This is a genomic window from Streptomyces sp. NPDC102259, assembly GCF_044766465.1.
Lineage (GTDB): Bacteria > Actinomycetota > Actinomycetes > Streptomycetales > Streptomycetaceae > Streptomyces.
Genome location: NZ_JBIWMA010000002.1, coordinates 696,618 through 721,060 on the forward strand (window position 1 = coordinate 696,618; position 24,443 = coordinate 721,060).

19 protein-coding genes and 1 pseudogene are annotated in these 24,443 nt (G+C 73.1%); 10 read left to right on the plus strand and 10 right to left on the minus strand.

Annotation, left to right across the window (positions count from 1 at the left end; translation table 11 throughout):
- Positions 1 to 22: 22 nt before the first annotated feature.
- Entirely contained in the window at positions 23 to 595 is a 573-nt protein-coding gene (locus tag ACIRPU_RS07665) for a PadR family transcriptional regulator (protein WP_403863013.1), read from the plus strand.
- A gap of 59 nt (positions 596 to 654) precedes the next feature.
- Here the strand turns inward: ACIRPU_RS07665 and ACIRPU_RS07670 are convergent, their stop codons facing one another.
- Positions 655 to 1,200 carry a hypothetical protein gene (locus ACIRPU_RS07670; RefSeq protein WP_384119559.1) on the minus strand — a complete coding sequence of 182 codons (546 nt, stop codon included), beginning with the start codon at positions 1,198 to 1,200 and terminating at the stop codon, positions 655 to 657.
- Positions 1,201 to 1,571: 371 nt separating this feature from the next.
- Positions 1,572 to 2,546, minus strand: a complete 975-nt coding sequence (locus ACIRPU_RS07675; protein ID WP_403863016.1) for a fibronectin type III domain-containing protein — start codon at positions 2,544 to 2,546, stop codon at positions 1,572 to 1,574.
- Between the two features lie 405 nt (positions 2,547 to 2,951).
- On the opposite strand from ACIRPU_RS07675, the pseudogene ACIRPU_RS07680 reads away from it, so the two are divergent.
- Positions 2,952 to 3,650 (plus strand): annotated as a pseudogene (locus ACIRPU_RS07680) (glycoside hydrolase family 75 protein); the annotation flags it as partial.
- Positions 3,651 to 4,094: 444 nt separating this feature from the next.
- On the opposite strand, the gene ACIRPU_RS07685 reads toward ACIRPU_RS07680, so the two are convergent.
- The 3 genes from ACIRPU_RS07685 to dhaK are packed head-to-tail and all read right to left on the minus strand — an operon-like array spanning position 4,095 to position 6,193.
- Complete coding sequence (locus ACIRPU_RS07685; RefSeq protein ID WP_385564248.1) at positions 4,095 to 4,505, minus strand: PTS fructose transporter subunit IIA; 411 nt, start codon at positions 4,503 to 4,505, stop codon at positions 4,095 to 4,097.
- Between the two features lie 7 nt (positions 4,506 to 4,512).
- A complete protein-coding gene (dhaL, locus tag ACIRPU_RS07690) occupies positions 4,513 to 5,148 on the minus strand; it encodes a dihydroxyacetone kinase subunit DhaL (protein ID WP_403863019.1) in 636 nt (211 codons plus the stop codon).
- 52 nt (positions 5,149 to 5,200) lie between these two features.
- Positions 5,201 to 6,193, minus strand: a complete 993-nt coding sequence (gene dhaK, locus ACIRPU_RS07695) for a dihydroxyacetone kinase subunit DhaK (protein WP_403863022.1) — start codon at positions 6,191 to 6,193, stop codon at positions 5,201 to 5,203.
- A 310-nt stretch (positions 6,194 to 6,503) separates the two neighbouring features.
- On the opposite strand from dhaK, the gene ACIRPU_RS07700 reads away from it, so the two are divergent.
- The 3 genes from ACIRPU_RS07700 (at position 6,504) to ACIRPU_RS07710 (ending at position 8,789) form a co-directional block, all read left to right on the plus strand.
- Positions 6,504 to 6,911 carry a YciI family protein gene (locus tag ACIRPU_RS07700; protein ID WP_355701763.1) on the plus strand — a complete coding sequence of 136 codons (408 nt, stop codon included), beginning with the start codon at positions 6,504 to 6,506 and terminating at the stop codon, positions 6,909 to 6,911.
- 8 nt (positions 6,912 to 6,919) lie between these two features.
- Positions 6,920 to 8,065, plus strand: a complete 1,146-nt coding sequence (locus ACIRPU_RS07705) for an RNA polymerase sigma factor (RefSeq protein WP_403863588.1) — start codon at positions 6,920 to 6,922, stop codon at positions 8,063 to 8,065.
- A gap of 160 nt (positions 8,066 to 8,225) precedes the next feature.
- Entirely contained in the window at positions 8,226 to 8,789 is a 564-nt protein-coding gene (locus ACIRPU_RS07710) for a hemerythrin domain-containing protein (RefSeq protein ID WP_385564257.1), read from the plus strand.
- 18 nt (positions 8,790 to 8,807) lie between these two features.
- Here the strand turns inward: ACIRPU_RS07710 and ACIRPU_RS07715 are convergent, their stop codons facing one another.
- Positions 8,808 to 9,329 carry a hypothetical protein gene (locus ACIRPU_RS07715; RefSeq protein WP_403863026.1) on the minus strand — a complete coding sequence of 174 codons (522 nt, stop codon included), beginning with the start codon at positions 9,327 to 9,329 and terminating at the stop codon, positions 8,808 to 8,810.
- 160 nt (positions 9,330 to 9,489) lie between these two features.
- Here ACIRPU_RS07715 and ACIRPU_RS07720 point away from each other — a divergent pair, with 160 nt between their 5' ends.
- Positions 9,490 to 10,287 (plus strand): YqjF family protein, encoded by a 798-nt coding sequence (locus ACIRPU_RS07720; RefSeq protein ID WP_403863029.1) that lies wholly within the window; start codon positions 9,490 to 9,492, stop codon positions 10,285 to 10,287.
- A gap of 41 nt (positions 10,288 to 10,328) precedes the next feature.
- Here ACIRPU_RS07720 and ACIRPU_RS07725 read toward each other — a convergent pair whose 3' ends face one another.
- From ACIRPU_RS07725 to ACIRPU_RS07735, 3 genes are all read right to left on the minus strand, one after another.
- Positions 10,329 to 11,117: a 2-keto-4-pentenoate hydratase gene (locus ACIRPU_RS07725; RefSeq protein WP_403863032.1), complete on the minus strand. Its 789-nt coding sequence runs from the start codon at positions 11,115 to 11,117 to the stop codon at positions 10,329 to 10,331.
- Positions 11,114 to 11,767: a TetR family transcriptional regulator gene (locus ACIRPU_RS07730; RefSeq protein WP_403863034.1), complete on the minus strand. Its 654-nt coding sequence runs from the start codon at positions 11,765 to 11,767 to the stop codon at positions 11,114 to 11,116. The genes ACIRPU_RS07725 and ACIRPU_RS07730 overlap by 4 nt, the downstream gene beginning before the upstream one ends.
- A gap of 271 nt (positions 11,768 to 12,038) precedes the next feature.
- On the minus strand, positions 12,039 to 14,960 hold the full coding sequence (locus ACIRPU_RS07735; RefSeq protein ID WP_403863591.1) for a glycosyl hydrolase 115 family protein: 2,922 nt from the start codon (positions 14,958 to 14,960) through the stop codon (positions 12,039 to 12,041).
- A gap of 413 nt (positions 14,961 to 15,373) precedes the next feature.
- Between ACIRPU_RS07735 and ACIRPU_RS07740 the strand changes: the two genes are divergently transcribed.
- The 3 genes from ACIRPU_RS07740 to ACIRPU_RS07750 all read left to right on the plus strand — a co-directional run bounded on the left by ACIRPU_RS07740 (position 15,374) and on the right by ACIRPU_RS07750 (position 19,689).
- Complete coding sequence (locus tag ACIRPU_RS07740) at positions 15,374 to 15,835, plus strand: RpiB/LacA/LacB family sugar-phosphate isomerase (RefSeq protein ID WP_403863037.1); 462 nt, start codon at positions 15,374 to 15,376, stop codon at positions 15,833 to 15,835.
- 135 nt (positions 15,836 to 15,970) lie between these two features.
- Entirely contained in the window at positions 15,971 to 18,355 is a 2,385-nt protein-coding gene (locus tag ACIRPU_RS07745) for a phosphoketolase (RefSeq protein WP_403863040.1), read from the plus strand.
- A 356-nt stretch (positions 18,356 to 18,711) separates the two neighbouring features.
- On the plus strand, positions 18,712 to 19,689 hold the full coding sequence (locus ACIRPU_RS07750; RefSeq protein ID WP_403863043.1) for a RimK family alpha-L-glutamate ligase: 978 nt from the start codon (positions 18,712 to 18,714) through the stop codon (positions 19,687 to 19,689).
- Here the strand turns inward: ACIRPU_RS07750 and ACIRPU_RS07755 are convergent.
- On the minus strand, positions 19,673 to 21,481 hold the full coding sequence (locus ACIRPU_RS07755) for a PAS domain S-box protein (RefSeq protein ID WP_403863594.1): 1,809 nt from the start codon (positions 21,479 to 21,481) through the stop codon (positions 19,673 to 19,675). The two genes, ACIRPU_RS07750 and ACIRPU_RS07755, sit on opposite strands and share 17 nt — an antisense overlap.
- A gap of 441 nt (positions 21,482 to 21,922) precedes the next feature.
- Between ACIRPU_RS07755 and ACIRPU_RS07760 the strand changes: the two genes are divergently transcribed.
- Positions 21,923 to 24,307: an ATP-binding cassette domain-containing protein gene (locus ACIRPU_RS07760; protein ID WP_403863046.1), complete on the plus strand. Its 2,385-nt coding sequence runs from the start codon at positions 21,923 to 21,925 to the stop codon at positions 24,305 to 24,307.
- Positions 24,308 to 24,443 lie beyond the last annotated feature (136 nt).

The following is a 24,443-nucleotide window of genomic DNA, read 5'->3' on the forward strand; positions in this document are numbered from 1 at the left end:
GGCGCCTCCCTAGGATGACCGCATGTCACTCCCGCACGCGATCCTCACCGCCCTGCTCGAGCGGCCCTCGTCGGGGCTGGATCTGACCCGCCGGTTCGACCGCTCGATCGGCTACTTCTGGTCGGCCACGCACCAGCAGATCTATCGCGAGCTGGGAAAGCTGGAGTCCGAGGGACACATCCGGGCGCTGCCGACACAGGCGCCGGCCCGCGGGCAGAAGAAGGCCTACGAGGTGCTGCCCGCGGGACGCGCCGAACTCGCCCGGTGGACGGCGGCCGCCCAGGACCCGAAGCCGCACCGCGACGCCATGCTGCTGCGGCTGCGCGCCGCGGCGGTCGTCGGCACCGCCGGCCTCGAGGCCGACCTGCGCCGCCATCTCGACCTGCACCGGCGGCAGCTGGCCGAGTACGAGGAGATCGAGAAGCGCGACTTCCCGCCCGGCGACGACAGCGCGCAGGCCAGGCTTCAGCACCTGGTCCTGCGCGCGGGCATCGAGCTGGAGACCTTCTGGACGCAGTGGCTCACCGAGGCCATCGAGGAGCTGCCCGCGGCGGGCGACGGCACCGTGCCCGCGGCGGGCGACGGCACCGCTTAGCGTCGGTATCGCCCAGGGCTGATACCGCCCAGGGCCGGTACGCCCAGAGCCGATACCACTCAGAGCCGGTACGGCTTCGAGCGGCGGCGCAGGAACCAGGCCGCCGCGATGACCCCCGTCCCCACCAGCGCCCCGCCCACCCCCATGGCGACGGGGCCGAAGTCGCGAGCCGCGCCACCGAGGCCCCCCATGACGCCCCGCGAGGGCGTGGGCGTCACCGTGACCCTCGGGGAGGCCGTGGCCGGCGTCGAGACGATCACCGACTGGGTGCCCGCCGTGGTGCCGTTGGAGCACATGACGACCACGGTGTACGTGCCCGGGGAGACGCCGGACCAGGCGGCGGACTGGCCGGCGGCCGTTCCGGACAGGGCGACCTGGCGCCCCTGGGCGAAACTCGCCTGGGCGCTGCCGAGCAGTGCCGCCGTGCCCCAGCTGCCGTTGATCTGGGTGCAGGCGCTGGTCACGACCGACACGGTGGAGCCGGTCGTGCTCACGGAGATGCCCGAGGTCCGGGCCACGGCCGGCTGAGCGGTGAGGGCGAGCGGCAGCGCGGCGGCGGCTGCCACGGTCAGACCTGAGTGGACGAGGAAACGGGAAGTGCGCATCGGATGTCCTCCGGCGGCGGCACGGTTGGCGGTACATCCCTTGCGCCGCCGAAGGTCGGGTACGCCCGTGCTGCCTCACGGGCAGCCAACGCGCCCCGGCCCCGCCCCGCATGCGGACGGCCACCGGCCAGGTGACGGATTCCTTCGGACGGCCCATGCCGACCGCCCTCCCCGTCCCCGCGGCCGACCCACGGCCCGAGAGGCACCCGACCGGCGCCCCGGCCGCGGCACGACCCGCGGCACGAGCGGCGGTGCGACCCGCGGGGGCGAGCGAAGGGACCGATGGGCGGCGGGGCCGTGGCCCCGACCGGCGCACCAGCCGGCGCCTCGGTCGGCGGCCCGGTCGGCGGCCCTGCCGTCGGCGCGGCCTCCTATCGCCGGGCGCCGGTCGTCACCGTGCGTTCCACCGAGAACGCGCCCCAGGTGCCGTCCGGCAGCCGGGCCCGTAGCCGCACCCGGTGTCCGGCCCCTTCCTCCCGTCCCACGTAGAAGCTGTACGTCGCCCTCCCCGGTGGCGGGGTCCCGCCCCACACCAGCGAGGTGGCCGGCCGCCCGTCGAGCTGGATCTGGTACTCCGTGACCACGCCGTCCACCCGGGGCGGCACCCACGACAGGTCGAGGTAGTACGACCCGTCGGCGAGGTGGGCGCTCGCCCGGAAGTCGGACGGCGCGGTCTCCGCCCCCTCGTCGGCACCCGGCGCGGTGGTCAGGCGCACGACGGCACCGGCGGGCGAGACGTTGTCGGCCGCATCCCGGGCCCGGACGGTGAACGAGTAGCGCGCGCCGGGACGCAGTCCCGTGACGACCGTCGCCGTCTGGCCCCCGCCGACGCTGTGGATCCGCACGCCGCCCTGGTAGACGTCGTAGGAGACCACCTTCCGGTCGTCCGTGGACGCCGTCCAGGACAGCTGGACGGCCCGGCTCCCGGCGGCCTGGCCGGTCACCGCGCCCGGCGGGGTCGGGGGCGAGCGGTCCGCCGCGACGGCCGCCGGTGTCGTGGCCCGCGCCTCCCTGCTGCGCGGACCGAGCCGCCCGTCGCCGTCGCGGGCCCGGACGGTGAAGACGTACGCGGTCGACGGCGCGAGGCGGACGACGTCCAGCATGTGCGCGGAGCCGGGCACCTCCTGGACCTTCTCGGTACCGCGGTACACCTCGTAGACGCTGACCGCGGGGTCGGCAGCGACCGCGTTCCACATGACGTGCACGCTGGTCGCGCTCCCGGCCTGCGCGGTGACCCCGGTCGGGGCGCCCGGCGCCCGTCCGTCGTCCCCGCCTCCGCCCGCGCACCCGCAGCACAGAGCCGTCACCAGGCCGCACAGCACCACCCACAGCACAACGCGTCGCACGGCTTCGCCTCCCGGCCCGGCACGGCGGCAATGGTCCGGACCAATATGACGTGGTGGTGCGCACACATCAAGAGGGCGGTGGGCAAGAGAGCGGTGGGGAGGGGCCGCCGTCGGCGACCGCTTCCGGGGGTTACGTATGCTGAAGTTCCTCACGGCTGAACTCACCCTGAGCGCTCGTGAGTTCAGGCCGGTCGCGCGGACCGCTGTCGTCGCTGATCCCGCGCCGGCGGAGCGGCCCGGGGCCCGGAGCCGAAACGGCGTCCGGGTCCCGGGCCCTCTGTCGCACGGTCCGGCCCCCGAGGACGCTTTCCGTGCTCCGTACGGCCCCCTCGGGGTGGCCCCGGGGCGTGACCGACACCAGATTGTTCCGAGTGTCCGTCAATGCCCCACGAGAGGCTCCGTATCGTGCGCGTCCAGTCGCTGACGCTGGCCGCGGCCGGCCTTGCCCTGCTGGCCCCGACCACCTCACCCGCCGCCCCGCACCCGTCCTCGGGCGCCCTCGGGGCTTCGGCGCCCCGGCAAGAAGGCTCGGTCCGCGCCGCCGACCTGCTGTCCCGGGTCCGCGACTGCACCCCCGTCTCGCGCGGCCGCTACCGCGCGGACGACGGCGCGCCGGCCACGATCCCGGTCTGCGGCACCGACGAGGCGGTGTTCTGGACGGCCGACATGGACATCGACTGCGACGGCCGTCCGGGCCCCGAGTGCAACAGCGGCACCGACCCGCTGTTCTCCGACACGACGGCGTATCAGCAGTCCGACGGGCGCTATCTGAGCGCCGAGACACTGCCCTACATCGTGGTGCCTGGGGTGAGCGACATCTGGGACCACCGAGACCACGGGGTGCGCGGGGGATCGGTCGCGGCCGTCGTCTACCAGGACCGGGTGCAGTACGCGGTCGTCGGCGACACGGGACCGAGCGAGATCATCGGCGAGGCGTCGTACGCCACCGCCAAGGCGCTCGGCATCCGCCCCGACCCGCGCGGCGGCGGCACCCCCTCCGGCGTCACGTACATCGTCTTCAAGGACTCCCGGGCGACCCCCATCGAGAGTCACGCCTCGGCCGTGGAGGTGGGGGAGCGACTGGCGCGGCTCTTCGTGGGCGGCACGCCGAAGGACCAGCCCCGCCCGTCGGCGGCGCCGGTCGAGCCGGAGGAGCCGGCGGACGAATGGGCGCCGGGCGGGCTCGCGGAGCCGCCGCAGGGCGAGGGCGGCGCGGCACGGCGCACGGGGGCCGGCGGCGAAGGCCGCGCAGCAGCCAAGGGCGACCGCCGGGCCAACACCGAAAAGCCGAAGGGCCGAGCGGGCCGGGAGGACCAGGAGGACCTGGCGGCGTCGGAGGACGACGAGGCTCAGGAATCGTCGTCGGACGAGGCGGACGAATCGGAGGCTCAGGAGAGTCTGGACACCGAGGCAGCAGAGGCGACCGAGGTGGACGAAGAGGACTAGGGCTCGGCCCTCACCGTGGCGTCGGAGGGGCTGACCTGGCCCCGTGTCACACCTTGAGCCCTGTCACACCCTGCCCCCGTGGCGCAGCCTCTCCGCGCCGCGTCACACCTTCCGGTAGCTGTACGCCTCCCCGGCCGCCGCCTCCACCGAGTCGAGGTCGGCCCCGGTCGCCGCCGTCACCACCGCGGCGACCGCGCCCTCCACGAACGGGGCGTCCACCAGCCGTGCGGTGTCGGGCAGTTCGTCGCCCTCCGCGAGCAGTGCCTTGACCGTGAGGACGGCGCTGCCCAGATCGGCGAGGACCGCGACCCCGGCGCCCCGGTCCACCGAGGCGGCAGCGGCGGCGATCAGCTCGGCGCTCGTGCCCAGGCCGCCGCCCTCCGTCCCGCCCGCCGCGGCGACCGGCACGGCCGGACCGCCGCCCACCAGGCCCAGCGCCAGTTCGGCCACCGCCGACGCGACCGCCGCGCTGTGCGACACGAGCACGACGCCCACCAGTTTCTCGTCGCTCATCGGTGCCTCACTCCCCGCCCGTGCCCGTGCCCGTGCCCGAGCCCGCGTCGGTGTCGGTGTCGGCGAGGGCCGCGATGAGCAGCGCCGCCGAGGTGGCGCCCGGATCCTGGTGCCCGATGCTGCGCTCGCCGAGATAGCTGGCCCGGCCCTTGCGGGCCTGGAGCGGCGTGGTCGCCTCGGCGCCCTGCTCGGCGGCGGTCCGGGCGGCGCCGAACCCGTCGGGGAGGGCGTCGACGGCCGGCACCAGCGCGTCGATCATGGTCTTGTCGCCGGGCGCGGCGCCGCCGAGCTGCATCACCGCGTCCACCCCGGCGCGCAGCGCCTCGGCGAACCGCTCCTCGTCCACCTCGGCCGCGTCCCCGAGCGCCTTCCCGGTCCGGCGCAGCAGCGTGCCGTACAGGGGCCCCGAGGCCCCGCCGACCGTCGAGATCAGCGAGCGTCCCGCGAGCACCAGGACGGCGCCCGGCGTTTCGGGCGCCTCCTTCTCCAGCGCCGCGTTCACCGCGGTGAAGCCGCGCCGGAGGTTGCTGCCGTGATCCGCGTCCCCGATGGGTGAGTCGAGGGCCGTGAGCCGGTCCGCCTCGCGGTCGACGGACGCGGCGGTCGCGGTCATCCAACGGCGGAAGAAATCGGCGTCGAGCACGGGATCTCCTTGCATGGTCGGTACGGTCGGAGCGCCTGTCCCTGTCCCTGCCTCACACCCCCCAGCGCAGCCCGGCGGTCTTCACCGGCGCGTCCCACAGCCGCAGCAGTTCCTCGTCCACCTGGCACAGGGTCACCGAGGCGCCGGCCATGTCGAGGGACGTCACGTAGTTGCCCACGAGCGTACGGGCGACCGCCACCCCGCGCTGGGCCAGCAGGCGGTGCACCTCGGCGTTGAAGCCGTACAGCTCCAGCAGGGGCGTCGCGCCCATGCCGTTGACCAGGAGGAGGACGGGACTGCGGGGCGTCATGTCGTCCAGGATCGCGTGGATCGCGAAGTCGGCGATCTCGCCGGAGGTCATCATCGCCCGCCGCTCCCGCCCGGGCTCCCCGTGGATGCCGACGCCCAGCTCCAGCTCACCGGCCGGCAGATCGAACGTCGGGCTGCCCTTGGCCGGTGTGGTGCACGCGCTGAGCGCCACGCCGAAACTGCGGGAGTTCTCGTTCACCTGCCGGGCGACCGCCTCGACCCGCTCCAGCGGCTGCCCCTCCTCGGCCGCCGCCCCCGCGATCTTCTCCACGAACAGCGTCGCGCCCGTGCCGCGCCGTCCGGCCGTGTAGAGGCTGTCGGTCACGGCGACGTCGTCGTCGACCAGGACCTTGGCGATCTGGATGCCCTCGTCCTCGGCCAGCTCGGCCGCCATGTCGAAGTTGAGCACATCGCCCGTGTAGTTCTTGACGATGAACAGCACACCCGCCCCGCTGTCCACGGCCGCCGCGGCGCGCAGCATCTGATCCGGCACCGGCGAGGTGAACACCTCGCCCGGGCAGGCGGCCGAGAGCATCCCCTGCCCCACGAACCCACCGTGCAGCGGCTCGTGCCCCGAGCCGCCGCCGGACACCAGCCCCACCTTGCCCGCCACCGGAGCGTCCCGTCGCACGACCACCCGGTTCTCGACGTCGACGGTCAGCTCGGGATGGGCGGCCGCCATTCCACGCAGCGCGTCCGCGACCACGGTCTCCGCAACGTTGATCAACATCTTCATGGGTACCTCCTGATGAGGACAAAGAAGCCTCTGACCCCTGTTTTCGCAGGTCAGTGTCTCGATCCCAGGATCCGGCGTGTTCCGCGTTCCCTTCGAGCATCCCCGAAATCCCGCGCGGCTACCAGATGCCGGCGGAGGGGGCCGGGGGGACCGTCCCGCCGGGGGACCGGGTCACCGCCGGACGGTCCCCACCAGGCTCTTCCACGAAAACAGGAAAACCTTCGTCGCCGATGTCGAGATCCCGTGTTCGGCTCCGTCCCCGTGGTGAACGCGACCACAATGGGCCGCACCAGCACCGAGGAGAACGACCATGGCGAAGTACCTGCTGCTCAAGCACTACCGCGGCGCCCCGGCGGCGGTCAACGACGTGCCCATGGACCAGTGGACGCCGCAGGAGATCTCGGACCACGTGCAGTACATGAACGACTTCGCGGCCCGGCTCGAAGAGACCGGCGAGTTCGTGGACGGCCAGGCGCTCGCCCCCGAGGGCACGTTCGTCCGGTACGACGGCGAGGGCCGCCCGCCGGTCACCGACGGCCCGTTCGCCGAGACCAAGGACCTCATCGCCGGCTGGATGGTGATCGACGTCGACAGCTACGAGCGCGCCGTCGAACTCGCCGGGGAACTGTCGGCCGCCCCCGGGGCGGGTGGGAAGCCGATCCACGAGTGGCTCGAGCTGCGCCCGTTCCTGGCCGCGCATCCCACCATCACGGAGTGACCTCGACGATGGACGAGGCCCTGCTCAGGAGCCTCACCCCGAGCGTCCTCGGGATCCTCGTCCGCCGCGGAGCCGACTTCGCGGCGGCCGAGGACGCCGTGCAGGACGCACTGGTCGAGGCGGTCCGCGTCTGGCCGGACGACCCGCCGCGGGATGCGAAGGGCTGGCTGGTCGCCGTGGCCTGGCGCCGCTTCCTCGACGCGACCCGGGCGGACACCGCCCGGCGCCGGCGTGAGGACGCCGTCGACGAGGAGCCGACGCCCGGGCCCGCGCCGACGGCGGACGACACGCTCCAGCTCTACTTCCTGTGCGCCCACCCGTCGCTGACGCCGTCGTCGGCGGTCGCGCTCACGCTGCGCGCCGTCGGCGGGCTGACCACCCGCCAGATCGCCCAGGCCTACCTGGTGCCCGAGGCGACCATGGCGCAACGCATCAGCCGGGCCAAGCGCACCGTCTCCGGCGTGCGGTTCGACCGGCCCGGCGACGTCGCCACCGTGCTGCGCGTCCTCTACCTGGTCTTCAACGAGGGCTACTCCGGCGACGTCGACCTCGCGGCCGAGGCCATCCGGCTCACCCGGCAGCTCGCGGCGGCGATCGACCACCCCGAGGTGGCGGGGCTGCTCGCCCTCATGCTGCTCCACCACGCCCGGCGCGCCGCCCGTACCGCGCCCGACGGCAGTCTGGTGCCGCTCGCCGAGCAGGACCGCGGCCGGTGGGACACCCGGGCGATCACCGAGGGCGTCGAGATCCTCCAGGCGGCCCTCGCCCGCGACCGGCTGGGCGAGTTCCAGGCCCAGGCCGCGATCGCGGCACTCCACGCCGACGCCCGCACCGCCGAGGAGACCGACTGGGTGCAGATCGTCGAGTGGTACGACGAGCTGGCGCGCCTGACCGACAACCCGATCGTCCGGCTCAACCGCGCGGTGGCCGTCGGTGAGGCCGACGGACCGCGCGCCGGCCTGGCGGCGCTGGCCGCGCTGGACGACTCGCTGCCCCGCCACACCGCGGTGGCGGCGTACCTCCACGAACGCGACGGCGACCTGCCGAGGGCGGCAGGGCTGTACGTCGAGGCGGCCCGGAAGGCGCACGACCTCGCCGAGCGCGACCACCTGACCCGCCAGGCCGCCCGGCTCAACGCCCGCCGATCCCGCTGACGGGCCGCGCCCGGACCGGGCACGCGAGGCCGGCCGGTCGCTCGCCGGGCGGGGAGGGCGGCCCGGCCGTACGGGTGCCGTGTCGATCGGTCGACGGCGGGCACTCGGGGCGTGGCGGCTCCGGACCGGACCCGCCACGCGCAGGCTGGAGGTGTGGGACATGGGTCATGGTGGGAACGTGATCGACGAGCTGGTGACCGATCACCACGAGGTCGAGGAGTTCTTCGGCCGGATCGAGGCACTGCCGTCCGGTGCCAAGGACCGCAAGCTGTACGCGGACCAGGCCACGATGGAGCTGGTCCGGCATTCGGTGGCCGAGGAGGCGTACCTCTACCCGGCGGTGCGTGAACACGTCCCCGGCGGTGATGCCCTGGCCGACAAGGAACTCGAGGACCACGCGCGGGCCGAACAGATGATGAAGGACCTGGAGGGCTGTCAGGCGGACGACCCGGAGTTCGACCGGCTCATCGGCATGCTCATGCGCGAGATCCGCGAGCATGTGGCCGACGAGGAGCAGAACCTGTTCCCGAGGCTGCGCGCGGTGTGTCCGGCGGACGCCCTCGACGACCTGGGCGACAAGGTCCGCAAGGCGAAGAAGACGGCCCCGACCCGGCCGCACCCGTCCGCCCCGGACAAGCCCCCGGCGAACAAGATGCTGGCCCCGGGCGTCGGGATGATCGACCGTATGCGTGACGCGCTGACCGGGCGCGGCAAGGCCGACTGAACCGGCTCCGGGCGGTCGTCAGGCGATGAGAGCCCGGCCCCGGCCGAGGCGGCCGAGGAGCTGCGTGTGGTGGAGGCCGGCCACGGAGGCGAGGAGGTCGGGGTGGCGCAGCAGCGCCGCCGCCTGGCGGTCGCGGTGGTCGGGTGCGGTCAGACGCCGGAAGTCCGGCGCCGTCCCCCGGGTGTGGTCGCCCCCGGCGAGCCCGGCCACCGCGCCGGCGGCCAGGGCGGGATCGGCGAGCAGACAGGCCGCCCAGCTCGCCACGACCTCGTCCACCCAGCTCCGCCAGGCCGGTTCGTCCGCGTCCGGGTCGGCGTCCGCGCCGCCGATCCGGTCCAGCCGGGCCGAGCCGCCGGGGCCCACGACGCCGAGCAGCGCCGCGTCCGTGGCGGTCGGATAGCGCAGCCAGGCCGCGACGGTCACCGCCTGCCGGGCCTGCGCCTCGCACAGGGCGGCGGCGAGCGCGCCCCCGCTCGCCGGGTAGGCGCGGGTCAGCCACTCGGTGGTGGCGGCGATGACGGGGGAGAGATCTGCGAGCACGGAGCCGTCCGAGGTGTGCGCGAGGAGAACGGGGAGCTCCGCAAACCGTAGCCCGCGGCCCCCGTCCGGCGACATGCCCGAGCCCGCACCCGGGACGTGGCCTCGACCACAACACCACCCCGGCACGCCACTTTCGACCGCGCGTCGCGATACTGGCGTTGTGCCGTCGACACCGCATCCGCAGCCGCAGGCCCCGGTTCCCCCGCTTCCCGTAACGCCCGATGCGCCGGACGCGATAGCGCGGCCCCTGCTCACCCAGTCCTGGCTCGATCTCACCTTCGTGCACTGGGCCGCGGACCCGGCCGACGTGGCCGGTCTGCTGCCGCCGGGGACCGTCCCGGACACCCTGGACGGGGTGACCTACGTCGGTCTGGTCGCGTTCCGGATGCATCGCGTCGGCTGGTTCCGGCTTCCGGGCGTGCCCTACCTGGGGACGTTCCCCGAGACGAACGTCCGTCTCTACTCGGTCGACGCGCACGGTCGGCGGGGCGTGGTCTTCCGGTCGCTCGACGCCTCCCGGCTGCTGCCGGTGGCCGTGGCGCGGATCGGCTTCCGGCTGCCTTACGTGTGGTCCCGCATGGCGATCGACGAAGGTGCCGACACCGTCACGTACACCAGTCGCCGCCGGTGGCCCGGCCCGCGCGGGGCGAGCAGCCGGCTCACCGTGCGGGTGGGTGAACGGATCGGGGAACCCACCGCGTTGGAGCACTTCCTGACCGCGCGCTGGGGCATGCACAGCGCCTTCTTCGGCCGGTCGATGTACCTGCCGAACGCCCATCCGCGCTGGCCGCTGCACCGGGCCGAGCTCGTGGAGTGCGAGGAGGACCTGGTGACGGCGGCGGGCCTGCCGGAGCCTATGGCGGAGCCGGTGAGCGTCCTGTACTCGCCGGGCGTCCCGGCCCGCTTCGACCGCCCGGCCCGTCCACCCCACCGCCCGGCAGGTATCCCGACCCCCTGACCGCACCAGCCCGCTCGCTCCCGAGCCCGGTGTGCCGCGAATCAGACGAACGTCACCGACACCGTGCCGAGTCCGCCGAAGCGCGCCTCGACCTGGCGGCCGGCCTCGACGAAGGGCGCCCCGGTCATCGTGCCGGGCAGGACCAGATGGCCCGGTTCCAGCGCGGTGCCGAAGGCGGCGAGGGTGTCGGCCAGCCAGGCGACCGCGGCGGCCGGGTGCCCCAGCACCTCCCTGCCGGTGCCCACCGCCACGCTCCGGCCGTCGATCAGCAGCTCGGCGGTCACGGACGCGAGGTCGGGGGCCTTGTCGAGGGGTGTCCAGGGGCCGCAGACCAGGCCGGCGGAGCTGGCGTTGTCGGCGACCGTGTCCACCAGGGTGATCCGCCAGTCGCGGATGCGGCTGTCGACGATCTCCAGGGTCGGGGCGACCGCCTCGGTTGCCGCGAGCACGTCCTCGACGGTCACGCCGGGCCCCCGCAACGGGCGGGCGAGGCGGAAGCAGATCTCCGGCTCGATGCGCGGCCGGCAGTAGCGGGCGGCGAGGACGGGCGCGCCGTCGAGGTGGACCATGTCGTCCAGCAGATGGCCGAAGTCGGGTTCGTCGACGCCGAGCAGCCGCTGCATCGCGCTGGCCGTCAGGCCCACCTTGTGGCCGACGACGGAGGCGCCGTCGGCCAGCCGGCGTGCGATGTTCTCCCGCTGGACGGCGTAGGCGTCGGCCAGGTCGAGACCGGGCAGCAGGGTGGACAGCGGTTCGATCGGGGCCACATGGTGCTCGGCCTCGCGCAGCAACCGCGCGGCGTGCGCGCGCTGTCCGGACGTCGACGTCATCCCACGGCGCCCCGGTCGCTCCCGTCCGCCGCGGCCGTCCGTACCGCCGCCTCGTAGACCAGGCGCGCGTGCAGCTCGAACAACGCCACCAGGTCGACGGCGTCGCCGTTGATCTCCCGCTGCACGAACAGGCCGTCGGCGCCGGCGACGGCGTAGGTGGTGAGGGTGTGCACGACGGTCTCGTCCAGGTCCGGCAGGAGCGCCCGGAACACCTCGGTGATCTTCTGGCCGGCGATCTCGCGGACCTGGAGGAACACGGTCCTGCCCCGGGGCTCGGTGGGCCGTCGCTCCAGGGCGAGCATCAGCCCGAGCCGCAGGAAGTCGGGCGCGGCGACGAGGGACCGTGCCACGTTGCCCGCCATGGCGACGACCCGCTCCAGCGGTGTGCCGGACTCCTCGCCGGGCAGTTCGACGGCCGCGAGCCAGGTCTCGAAGCTGCGCTCGATGACCGCGGCGATCAGGTCGTCCTTGTCCTTGAAGTGCCAGTAGATGGAACTGGCCGGCAGCCCGCACTTGGCGCTCACCGCGGCGATGGACGTGCCCTCGTAGCCGCGCTCGCCCGCGATCTCGACGGTGGCGTCCAGGATGCGCTGCCGCGACTCCACCCCGTTCGCACGCTTCCTGCGCGTCGTCGCCTGCGCCTCGGTCATCGCATGTGCCCTTCCCTCGTCCCCAGCACCTGTCCCACCGTAGCGGCTACTCCAATTGTAGCGTTCGATACGGCAAGGGTGGTGCGGGGGACGGGCAGATTGCACGGGGATAGCGGGTCCCGGGGCGGCGGGATCAGGGCGAGGTCTGCGCCTGGGACTGTCCCGGATCCTGCGCGGCGGGGCCTGAGCGGGAACACGGGCGCGGCGGCCGGGGTCCGGAACGGTCGCTCCGCCCGTGCGGGTCGGACCACCGGCGCGACTCCGGGCGCGACTACCGGCTCGGCGCGTCCAGGCCCGTCCCGGTGTCCGGCTCGGGGTTGAACACCGGGTGGTAGCTCTCCGGGGGTGCGAGATAGGCGGCGGCCGGCAGTCCGCCGGTGTCGACGACGATCTGGTCCACGGCGATCCCCGGGTCGACCATGAACACCCGCAGGACATGCTCGCCGGGCTCGGTCACCGTGACGGTCGCGGTCAGCTTCTCGACGCCCTCCTCCACGTTGCGCGCCCAGGCGTCGCCGCGGTTGCCGGTGGCGACGGCCTGCCCCGAGAGCACGGTGGGCGGCTGGTCGTCGAGGGCGAGGGCCAGCCGCCGCGCGCCGCGCTCGTCGAGCGAGGGCAGCCGGAAGACGGTCACGGGGAAGGCGCCGGTGCTGCTGAACCGCACCCGGTACCGCAACTCCGGTGCGCGGGCCGCGAAGTCGGCGGTGACCGGGGCCGCCGTGGACGGCACCGCCTCCACGGCGCCGGTACGGCGTCCGAGCCCGCGCACGGTCCGCCAGCGGGACCGGCCGTGCGCCACCCGGCGCTCGGTGTGCACGGCGTCGATCGAGACATAGCCGTTGGCCTCGACGAACCCGCGGGCGCGCCGGCGCGCCCGCTCCCCGTCGTTGACGACCCTCAGGGGCACCTCGAAACGCTGCGCGCCGCTCGTGAAGGCGACCGTGACGTCGTGCGTGCCCAAGGGCGCCCGCGCCCAGTCGATCTCGACCCACACCCGGGTCTGTTCGGTGAGCGTGCCGCCCGCCGCACTCAGGCGGACCCAGGGGTGACCGGCCTCCGCGACCCAGTCGACCGCGAGGAAACCGGTATTGAAGACATCGACGAAACGCCGGTCCCGGGTGGCGGCGGAGAAGGCCAGTGGCCGTTGGGTGCCGAGCTCGTTCCCCTCGGAGGCGACGCCGAGCCCGGAGGTCTCCCGCCGGGCGACCCTGGTGACGGCAGGTCGGCCCGGCGCCTTCGGGATCTGCGAGGGGTAGGGGTTGACGTAGCCGTCCCACTTCCCGCCCGCCACCTCGGTGTTGTACCGCTTGGTGAGCGCCGCCTCCAGGGTGTGCGCCGCTTCGGCGAGGTCCGCGAAGACGTTGGCTCCCGCGCCGCGGCCCTGACGCACCGCGAGGGCGTTGCGGTCCGCCCAGTAGTACTTGAGGTTCATGACGTACGCCCCGTGCACGGGATAGTGGACGAGCTCGTAGTAGGCGTCCCGGTAGGCCGCGGGGAGTTCGGCCCCCAGTGCCACGGTCCGCTCCAGCAGACGGTCGTACGCGGCCAGGCGGCGTCCCGCCTCGTCCCCGTGGTGCACCACGGAGAACATGTTCCGGTCGATGAACTCCGGGCGTCGCTCCGCCGCCAGCCGGTAGTACTCGGTGCGGATCGAGGCGATCTCCTGGGCGTGGCGGAGCCCGAACTGCCGTCCGTACCACTCCGCGAGGAAATCCCCGACGTCGTCGGCGTGCCAACGGTCGACGTCCCAGGCCATGTCCATGGAGAAGGACAGTCCGGTCTCGATCGACTTGAGGTCACCGACGTTGAAGATCCACATCCGGTCCACGCCGTGCTCGTACACCCGGCGCAGCTCCTGCCAGACCTTGGCGAGCTGCGTGGTGTCCAGCCACAGGTAGCTGCGCGGGCGGCCCCAGTAGGAGAGGTGGTAGTAGATCCCGTTGCCGCCGGCTCGGGCGCGCTCCGCGTCGTCCGGCAACTGGCGCATGTTGCCGTGGTTGTCGTCGGGCCAGATCAGCGTGACGTCGTCGGGTACTTGGACGCCCGCGTTGTACAGGTCCAGGACCTCCTTGTACGGGATGAAGATCTGCGGCTGAGCCGCCGCGCCGACCTCCTCGGCCAGGATCCGGCGCTGGTCGGCGATGATGTCGTTCATCACCACGACCTTCTCCGCGATCGTGGTCGCGTACTTCGTCTCCAGCGCGGTGTCGTGCAGGCCGCGCATGCCGAGCGTCCAACTGCTCTCGTACGCCGCGTTCTCCCGTGCCCGTGCCCTCCAGTAGTCGGAGATGACGGCGGGGTTCACCGTGTAGTCGTACACCGGCGGGCCGCCGTCGGCGCCGGGGTGCTCCTCGGCCCACGGCGCCCACTCGTGGACACCGTTGCGCAGCAGGGCCTCGGGGTGGCTGGAGCCGACGACGATGCCGTAGCGGTCGGCGAGTTCGGGGTTCTCCCGGTACTTGTTGAAGAAGTCGGAGTACGGGTGCATGGCCGGCCACAGGTAGTTGGCCTTCAGCCGCAGCAGCAGTTCGAAGAGGCGCTGGTACGTCTTCGGGCCGATGTTCTTGTCCGGCTCCTGGGTGCGCTGCGACCAAGTGGTCAGGTTCTGCTCGTCGTTGATGAAGACGCCCCGGTAGCGGACCGACGGTTGCGCCCGTTCGAAGGGGCTCGCGGGCACGGAGACGACGGCACGCCGCTCGACGGGTACGTCGGCCCACCAGTACCAGGGTGAGACGCCGACGCGTTCCGACGTGTCGTAGATCCCGTAGACCGTGCCGCGCCGGTCGCTCCCCGCGATCACCAGCGCGCGGTCGACGCCGGGGGCCGGGCGCTCCACCACCTGGGTCACCGAGGCCTCCCAGCGCCCCTTCACCCGCTGGACGTCCAGCCGGCCCTGTGCCGCGAGCCGGTCGATGACCGGACTCGAGCCGAGGGTGCCGATCAGGACCAGTGCCGTGGACCGTTGCGGCAGGGTGTGCCGTAACCCGGGTCGTACCCCGCAGACCCGCTCCACGTCGGCCTGGAGGTCGCCGGCCGCGCGGATCACGGCGGGGTCGTCGGCCGCGTCCACGAACACGTCGACCGCGACGCCGTCCCGCGCCAGGTCGAAGCCGGGCCGGGCGGACGCCGACGCCGCGTGCGCGGCCGTCGGGAGCACCGCGGGCAGCAGCGGGGTCAGCCCGGCGGCCGTCATGCCCCGCAGGAACGCCTTTCGGCTCCACGGCTGCGAGGGGTCCTGCGGTGCGGTGGTCGGCATCGACGCTCCTGGGCTGGGCGGTGACAGCTACGGCGGTGGCATGACCATGCTAGAAAGCGCTTTCCCTCGCACCCTAGGTCAGCGTCGGCGGCGGCGTCCATATCCGTGCAGGGCCGGCGCCGGTCCGCTCCGCACGGCGTCGCACGCGGGGCGGCACGGCGGGTGTGCCACGGGCCCGGCTCGGCCCCCATCGCCGCGCGGGGCGTCCCTCGCCCTCACCAGGGCGTGATGGCCCGGTGCGTGACGGCCGGGTGATGGCCGGGTGCGTGATGGCCGGTCGCGCGCTCGCCGGGCGGCCCGGCCACCCGCGGGACGTGCCGCCGCGCCCTTTCCTCAGTAGGCTCTGCGGCATGCGGATCTCCGTCTCCTCGGACATGGACGAACCAGTGGCCCGCGCCCTCGTCGCCGAGCTGCGCGGCCGGGGGCACGACGTGGTGCCGCACGGCGCGCTGCGGCCCGGCGACGACCCCCGGTGGGCGGTGTGCTCGGCCGTGGCGGCCCAGGACGTGGCCGACGGGACCTCCGAGCAGGCGGTGGTGTGCTGCTGGACCGGCACCGGCGCGTCGATCGCCGCCAACAAGGTGCCCGGCGTCCGCGCCGCCCTGTGCGCCGACGCCTACACCGCCGACGGCGCCCGCCGCTGGAACGACGCCAACGTCCTCGCCCTCAGCCTCCGCCTGACCTCGCAGCCGCTGCTGAAGGAGATCCTCGACGCCTGGTTCGCCGCCGAGCCCGGCGGTGACGCCGAGGACCGGTGGAACGTGGCCCATGTCGACGGCCTCGACGCCGCCCGGGAGCGTTCCGGAGCCTAGGCCGCCCCTCGTACGGACGGCTTCGCTCCTCCGTACGGGTCGTTCGGCCCTGCCGGGTACCCGGCGGCCGGAGAGGGTGGGCAGGCACGGACCGGTACGTACCTGCGAGCGACCCGATCCGGAAGGGAACCCGAGATGTCCGTCGAACCGCGAGCGACGTCCGCCCGGCTCACCGACGACGAGCTCAGGACGCTGCACGCCCACTGGCGCGCCGCGAACTACCTCTCCGTCGGACAGATCTACCTGATGGCCAACCCGCTGCTCACCGAGCCGCTGCGGCCGGAGCACGTGAAGCCGAGGCTGCTGGGCCACTGGGGAACCTCACCTGGGCTCAACCTCGTCTACACCCACCTCAACCGCGTCATCCGCACCCGTGACCTGCGTGCCCTGTGCGTCTGGGGGCCCGGCCACGGCGGTCCCGCGGTCGTCGCCAACTCCTGGCTGGAGGGCACCTACACCGAGACGTACCCGGACGTCACCCGCGACGCGGACGGCATGGCCCGGCTGTTCCGGCAGTTCTCCTTCCCCGGCGGCATCCCCAGCCATGTCGCCCCGGAGACGCCCGGCTCGATCCACGAGGGCGGCGAACTCGGCTACTCGCTCTCGCACGCCTACGGCGCCGCCTTCGACAACCCGGATCTCCTCGTCGCCTGCGTGATCGGCGACGGCGAGTCCGAGACCGGACCGCTGGCCGCCTCCTGGCACTCCAACAAGTTCCTCGACCCCGTGCACGACGGAGCGGTCCTGCCGATCCTGCACCTCAACGGATACAAGATCGCCAACCCCACGGTGCCGGCCCGGATCCCCGAACCAGAGCTCGACGAGCTGCTGCGCGGCTACGGCCACGATCCGATCCATGTCACCGGCGACGAGCCCAACGCGGTCCACCGCGCGATGGCGCAGGCCATGGACACCGCCCTGGACCGCATCGCCGCCCTCCAGCACGCCGCCCGCGAGGACGGCTCCGGGGAGCGCCCCCGCTGGCCGGTGATCGTGCTGCGCACCCCGAAGGGCTGGACCGGCCCCGCCCACGTCGACGGACTGCCCGTCGAGGGCACCTGGCGCGCCCACCAGGTGCCGCTGTCCGCCGTCCGCGACAACCCCGAGCACCTGCGTCAGCTGGAGGCCTGGCTGCGCTCCTACCGGCCCGAGGAACTCTTCGACGCCCACGGCGGCCCCCGCCCGGGCGTCCTCGCCTGGATCCCCGACGGGACCCGTCGCCTCGGCGCCACCCCGCACGCCAACGGCGGGCTGCTGCTGCGCGAACTCCCCCTGCCCGACCTGGAGTCGCACGCCGTCCCGGTCGACCGGCCCGGCGGCACCCGGCACGAACCCACCGCGGTGCTGGGCGGGTTGCTCAAGGACGTGATGCGCGCCACCGCCGGCCGGCGCGACTTCCGTCTCGTCGGCCCCGACGAAACCGCCTCCAACCGCCTCCAGGCCGTCTACGCCGCCAGCGGGAAGGCCTGGCAGGCACAGACCCTCCAGGTGGACGAGAACCTCGACCGGCACGGCCGGGTGATGGAGATCCTCTCCGAACACACCTGCCAGGGCTGGCTGGAGGGATATCTGCTGACCGGCCGGCACGGCCTGTTCTCCTGCTACGAAGCGTTCGCGCACATCGTCGACTCCATGGTCAACCAGCACGTCAAGTGGCTGCGCGTCACCCGGAAACTGCCCTGGCGCGCACCCGTCGCCTCCCTCAACTACCTGCTCACCTCGCACGTCTGGCGCCAGGACCACAACGGCTTCTCCCACCAGGACCCCGGCTTCGTCGACCACATCCTCAACAAGAGCCCCGAAGTCGTACGGGTCTATCTGCCGCCGGACGCCAACACCCTGCTGTCCGTGGCCGACCACGCCCTGCGCAGCCGCGACTACGTCAATGTGATCGTGGCCGGGAAACAGCCCTGTTTCGACTGGCTCAGCATGGACGAGGCCCGCGCCCACTGCGCGCGCGGAGCCGGCGTCTGGGACTGGGCCGGCACCGACGACGGCACCCGCGAACCCGACGTGGTCCTCGCCTGCGCGGGCGACGTCCCCACCCAGGAGGTGCTGGCCGCCGCCCAGTTGCTGCGCCGCGAACTGCCGGAGCTCGCCGTCCGGGTCGTCAACGTCGTCGACATCGCCCGGCTGCTGCCGAGCGGCGAACATCCGCACGGCATGGGCGACTTCGAGTACGACGGCCTGTTCACCACCGACAAGCCCGTCGTCTTCGCCTACCACGGCTACCCCTGGCTGATCCACCGCCTGGCCTACCGCCGCACCGGCCACCAGCACCTGCATGTGCGCGGCTACAAGGAGTTCGGCACCACGACCACACCGTTCGACATGCTCGTCCGCAACGACCTCGACCGCTACCGCCTCGTCATGGACGTCATCGACCGCGTCCCCGGCCTCGCCGTGCGCGCCGCGGCCGTACGGCAGCGGATGGAGGACGCGCGACTGCGCCACCACGACTGGATCCGCGTCCACGGCATCGACCTCCCCGAGGTCGCCGACTGGACCTGGGACGGGTGAGACGGCAGCTCACCGGCGACCGGACAGGGCGCACGGACCGGGGCGGACGGCGCAGGGGGAGGGGCAGCGGACAGCCCGTCGTGCGCCCTGGTACGGCGTCCCGCCCGGTGCTTACAGTGGTCGGCCAGCCCTGCGCGCGGATCCGGCGGGGCGAGTCCCACCCCCCGTGGTCACCAGTCGTCCTCGCCCCCGACCGGCACGCGTCCGGACCCGGGCACGGCTCCGCGCACCGGAGCGGCTCCCAGGGCGACGGTTGCGACGACCACCCGCGCGACAGGCACCATCCGTGACACCGCTCGGGCCGTGTGAGGGCTGTCCGCGGTACGAGCGCGCGTCGAGAGCCACTGGAGGCCGTTGTGTCCCGACCGTGCATCGCCCTGATCGCCGACCCCACCTCGCCCGAAGGCTGCCGTGAGTACCTCGCCGACGCCGTGGAACTGCTCACCGGCGCCCCGCCCGTCCGGGTCGACTCCCGGCACTTCGCGACCGGGGGAACCGGCCGGGGCGTCCGCGACGGAGGCCGGTTACGGCTCCAGGTCCCCGAGGAGCGGCTGGACTTCGTCCCCGACGTCGTGCTGCTCTACGAGATCCCGCCGCACCACCGGCGGGCCCTCGCCGGCTTCCAGGAGCTCCTGGAGAGCCACGACGTGGTGACCCTGGCCGCCGACCCCGACGCCTGGCGGACCGCGACCGAGAAGAACCTCACCGTCGAACGCTTCGTCCGGGACGGGGTCGCCCAGATGGAGACCGCCGTGCTGTCCCGGCCCTCGCCGCGGGAGGCGGCCGACACGTTCGACCGGCTCGGCCGCGACACCTGGGCCCGGCCCGTCGTCGGCACCGGCGGCAACGACACCTTCCATGTCACCACCCCCGCCCAACTGGAGCAGGCCGCCGCCTACTACGCCGAGCGCGGCACCGACTGGCTGCTCTCCCGAGACGCCGGCAACATCACCGCCGACGGCCGGCGTCACCAGTTCCGGGTCTTCGTCCTGGGCGACCGCGTCGTGCACGCCCGCGAGCACCTCCAGCCGGCGATGGACACCCCCTGCAACACCTGCCAGGGCGCCACCGCCGTCCACATCGCCCCGGGGGACCTCCAGCCCCGGCTCGCCGAACTCGCCGTCGCGGCCACCGCGTCGGTCGGGCTCCCCTTCGCCGGTGTCGACCTGGCCGTGGAGAACGGCGGGGTCGTCTTCGAGGTCAACGTCCAGCCCGCCTTCGTCGACGGCGAGCTCGAACTCCGGGCGGTGGCCGTGCCGTACGTGCAGGCGCACCTGGACGCCTTCGCGCCGGCCTTCGGCGGCCCGCCCCGGGGGCTCACAGCTTCAGCGTGAACCAGGTGGTCTTGCCCTCGTCCGTCGGCCGCACCCCCCAGCCGGCGGCGAGGGCACGGACCAGGATCAGGCCGCGGCCCGACTCCGCGTCCTCGACCGCCACCCGCGGCTGGGGGAGCTGCGGGCTGGGGTCGCTGACCTCGACCGTGAGGTCGGTGACGGTGCGGTGCAGATGCAGGCCGATCGGGCCCTCGGAGTGCTGGACGGCGTTCGTCAGCGTCTCCGACAGCAGCAGGAGCGCGTCATCGGCCCGGTCCATGCAGTTCCACGAGGTCAACGCCTTGTGCAGAAAGGCCCTCCCCTGCGGCACCGAGGCCGGGGCGGCCGGGAATTGGGTGGTGACGGCGGCCAGCGGGGCGGCCGGCAGTTGCGCGAGCAGCAGGGTCACGTCGTCGTTGTGGCCGTCGGCGTCCGGCAGCAGACCCGCGAGGACATGGTCCGCGGCGGCCTCAAGACAAGGCGTTCCGACGAACAACTCGTCCAGCAGCACGGTCAGTTCACCGATCCGCACCTCGATGTCGCTGCCCGGCGTCTCGATCAGGCCGTCGGTGTAGAGCACCAGCGTGGCGCCGGGCGGTATCTCCGAACTGGACTGCTCGTACAGGATGTCGCCCACGCCGAGCGGAGCGTTGACCGGACAGGACAGGGCGTTGATGCCCTCGCCCACCCCGGCGACCAGTACCGGCAGATGTCCCGCTGAACACACCGTGACCGTGCCCGCGTCCGGGGCGATCACCAGGTAGCAGCAGGTGACGAGCTGGTCGGGCACGTCGAGGTCGGCGACGCAGGTGTCCAGCGCCTGCATCAACTGCCGGGGCTGCATACCGGTCTTGGCCAGCGCGTGCGCGGCCGACCGCAACTGGCCCATCACGGCGGCCGCTTCCAGCCCGCGGCCCATCACATCGCCTATCAGGACCCCCACCCGGTCGGCGCCCAGCGGAATCAGGTCGAACCAGTCGCCGCCCACGCCGGCGCCCTGGGTGGCGGGCCGGTAGCGGCTCGCGGTGGCCAGGCCGGGCAGGGCGGGCGGCGTGCCCATCAGACTGCGCTGGAGCGTCAGGGCGATGTGCCGCTGCTGCTCGTACAGGGCCGTGAGCTCGGCCTCCGCCCGCTTGCGGTCGCTGATGTCCCGCACGATCGCGCACGCCCCGACCACGGTGCCGTGGGTGTCCCGGGTCGGCCACAGCGTGACGTCAACGTCGCGCAGCACTCCGGTGCTGGTCATCCGCAGCGTCTCGTAGTGCTCGACCTTCTCGGCGTGCCGCAGCCGCTGGAGCAGCTCGCGGATCTCGCTCCGCAGCTCCGGCGGGGCCAGCCGCGAGACGTGCCGGCCGATGGCCTCCTCGGCCGTGTAGCCGTACAGGCGCTGCGCGGCCGCGTTCCAGTACGTGATGTACCCGTCGAGGGTGTGGGCGAGGATCGCGTCCTGCGACGACTCCACGAGGGCGGCGAGCTCGTTGATGCGCGCCTCGGCCGCCTTGCGGTCGCTGACGTCGCGCACGGCCGCCGACACCAGGAGTCCGTCCGTCGTCTCCAGGGGGCTCAGGCTGATCTCGACGGGGAACTCCGTACCGTCCTTGCGCAGCCCGTGCAGTTCGAGCCCGGCGCCCATCGGACGCACCTGGCGGTTGGCCGTGTACCCGCTGCGGTGCGCGGTGTGCTGCCCGTGGAACCGGTGCGGGATGAGCAGCTCGACCGGCTGGCCGAGCAGTTCCTCCCGGCCGTGCCCGAACAGGGCCTCGGTCTGGGCGTTGACGAGCCTGATGATGCCGGAGTCGTCGACGATGACCATGGCGTCGGGCGCCGCCTCCAGCAACCCCCGGAATCGTTCCTCGGCCCCGCCGACCACGCCCTGCGACGCGGGCGCTCCGCAGCCGCACCGTTTCTGCTGAGCCTTCTGCTCAGTCTTCTGCTGTGCGCTCCGTTTCGCGGTGCCCGCTCCCGTCCCCGTCCCCGTCCCCGTGCCCACGCGCCGCGCTGGTTGCGCCCGTATCGCGTCGGTCATCATCCACCTCATCCCGCACGACGAATCAGGCCATCTCAGCGCCTCCGGCCCGCCCGCGCTCCGCGTTGTCGCTTACTGTCCCTCCCCTGTCCGAACCTGAACGCGACCGAACCGATCAGGATTCGAGAAGCGCCGGTCATCGGGTCACGGCTAGCGTGGCGTCGGTCAGAGCGAGGCAGGCGACGCTCGGGCCCGCGACGGCGGTCCCGGACAGCAGATGGAGTGACGATGAGCATGGCCAAGAAGACGGATCCGCCGCCTGCGCGGCACGTCGCCGACAGCCACGGTCTGATCCGCGTGCACGGCGCCCGCGAGAACAACCTCAAGGACGTCAGCATCGTGATCCCGAAGCGTCGTCTGACGGTGTTCACCGGCGTCTCCGGCTCGGGCAAGAGCTCACTGGTGTTCGACACGATCGCCGCGGAGTCGCAGCGGCTGATCAACGAGACCTACAGCGCGTTCGTCCAGGGCTTCATGCCGACGCTGGCGCGGCCCGAGGTCGACGTGCTCGAGGGGCTGACGACGGCGATCATCGTCGACCAGCAGCGGATGGGTTCCGACCCCCGCTCCACCGTCGGCACCGCCACCGACGCCAACGCGATGCTGCGCATCCTCTTCAGCAGGCTCGGGCAGCCGCACATCGGCCCGCCCACCGCGTACTCCTTCAACACCGCCTCGGTCCGGGCGAGCGGCGGCATCACCGTCGAGCGCGGCGCCAAGAAGACGGTGAAGGCGACCTACTCCCGCACCGGCGGCATGTGTGTCCGCTGCGAGGGCCGCGGCACGGTCTCCGACATCGATCTCACCCAGCTCTACGACGACAGCAAGTCGCTCAACGAGGGCGCGCTCACCATCCCCGGCTACAGCATGGACGGCTGGTACGGCCGCATCTTCGGCGGCTGCGGGTTCTTCGACCCGGACAAGCCGATCCGCAGGTTCACCAAGAAGGAGCTGCACGACCTCCTGCACAAGGAGCCGACGAAGATCAAGGTCGACGGCATCAACCTGACGTACGAGGGCCTGATCCCGAAGATCCAGAAGTCGATGCTGGCCAAGGACATCGAGGCGCTCCAGCCGCACATCCGGGCGTTCGTGGAGCGGGCGATGACGTTCACCGTCTGCCCGGAGTGCGACGGCACCCGGCTCAGCGAAGGCGCCCGGTCGTCGAAGATCGAGAAGGTCAGCATCGCCGACGCCTGCGCGATGCAGATCAGCGACCTGGCCGCATGGGTGCGCGGCCTCGACGAACCGTCGGTGGCGCCGCTGCTCACCGCGCTCCAGCACACCCTCGAGTCGTTCGTGGAGATCGGTCTCGGCTACCTCTCGCTCGACCGGCCGTCGGGCACGCTGTCCGGCGGCGAGGCACAGCGCGTCAAGATGATCCGCCACCTCGGCTCCTCGCTCACCGATGTCACCTACGTCTTCGACGAGCCGACCACGGGCTTGCACCCGCACGACATCAGCCGGATGAACGACCTGCTGCTGCGGCTGCGGGACAAGGGCAACACGGTGCTCGTCGTGGAGCACAAGCCGCAGACCATCGCGATCGCCGACCACGTCGTCGATCTCGGCCCCGGGGCCGGCACGGCGGGCGGCACCGTCTGCTTCGAGGGCACCGTCGAGGGGCTGCGGTCCGGCGACACCATCACCGGCCGCCATCTCGACGACCGGGCCGCCGTCAAGGAGACCGTGCGCAAGCCCACCGGCACGCTGGAGGTCCGCGACGCGACGGCGCACAACCTGCGCAACGTCGACGTGGACATCCCGCTCGGGGTGCTGACCGTCGTCACCGGTGTCGCGGGCTCCGGCAAGAGCTCGCTGGTCCACGGGTCGATCCCGGCCGGCGAGGGCGTGGTGTCGGTGGACCAGGGCGCGATCCGCGGTTCCCGACGCAGCAATCCGGCGACGTACACCGGCCTGCTCGACCCGATCCGCAAGGCGTTCGCCAAGGTCAACGGCGTGAAGCCGGCGCTGTTCAGCGCCAACTCCGAGGGCGCCTGTCCGACGTGCAACGGCGCCGGCGTCGTCTACACCGACCTGGCGATGATGGCGGGCGTGGCCACCACCTGCGAGGAGTGCGAGGGGAAGCGGTACCAGGCCGCGGTCCTCGAGTACCACCTCGGTGGCCGCGACATCAGCGAGGTGCTCGCGATGTCGGTGACCGAGGCCGAGGAGTTCTTCGGCGCCGGTGAGGCGAGCACGCCGGCCGCGCACCGCGTCCTGGGCCGGCTCGCCGATGTCGGGCTCGGCTACCTCAGCCTCGGCCAGCCGCTCACCACGCTGTCCGGCGGCGAGCGGCAGCGGCTCAAGCTGGCCACGCACCTGGGCGAGAAGGGCGGTCTCTACGTGCTCGACGAGCCGACCACCGGCCTGCACCTCGCCGACGTCGAGCAGTTGCTCGGCCTGCTCGACCGGCTCGTCGACGCCGGCAAGTCGGTCATCGTCGTCGAGCACCACCCGGCGGTGATGGCGCACGCCGACTGGATCATCGACCTCGGTCCGGGCGCCGGTCACGACGGCGGCCGGATCGTCTTCGAGGGCACCCCGGCCGATCTCGTCGCCGCCCGCTCCACCCTCACCGGCGAGCACCTCGCGGACTACGTCGGCGCCTGACCGAGGCGCCCGGGGGCACAGCGGGGGGGGGGGGGGGGGGGGGGGGGGGCCGCCCCCCCCCCCCCCCCCCCCCGGGGGGGGGGGGGGGGGGGGGGGGGGGGGGGCCCCCCCCCCCCCCCCCCCCCCCGGCGCGCGT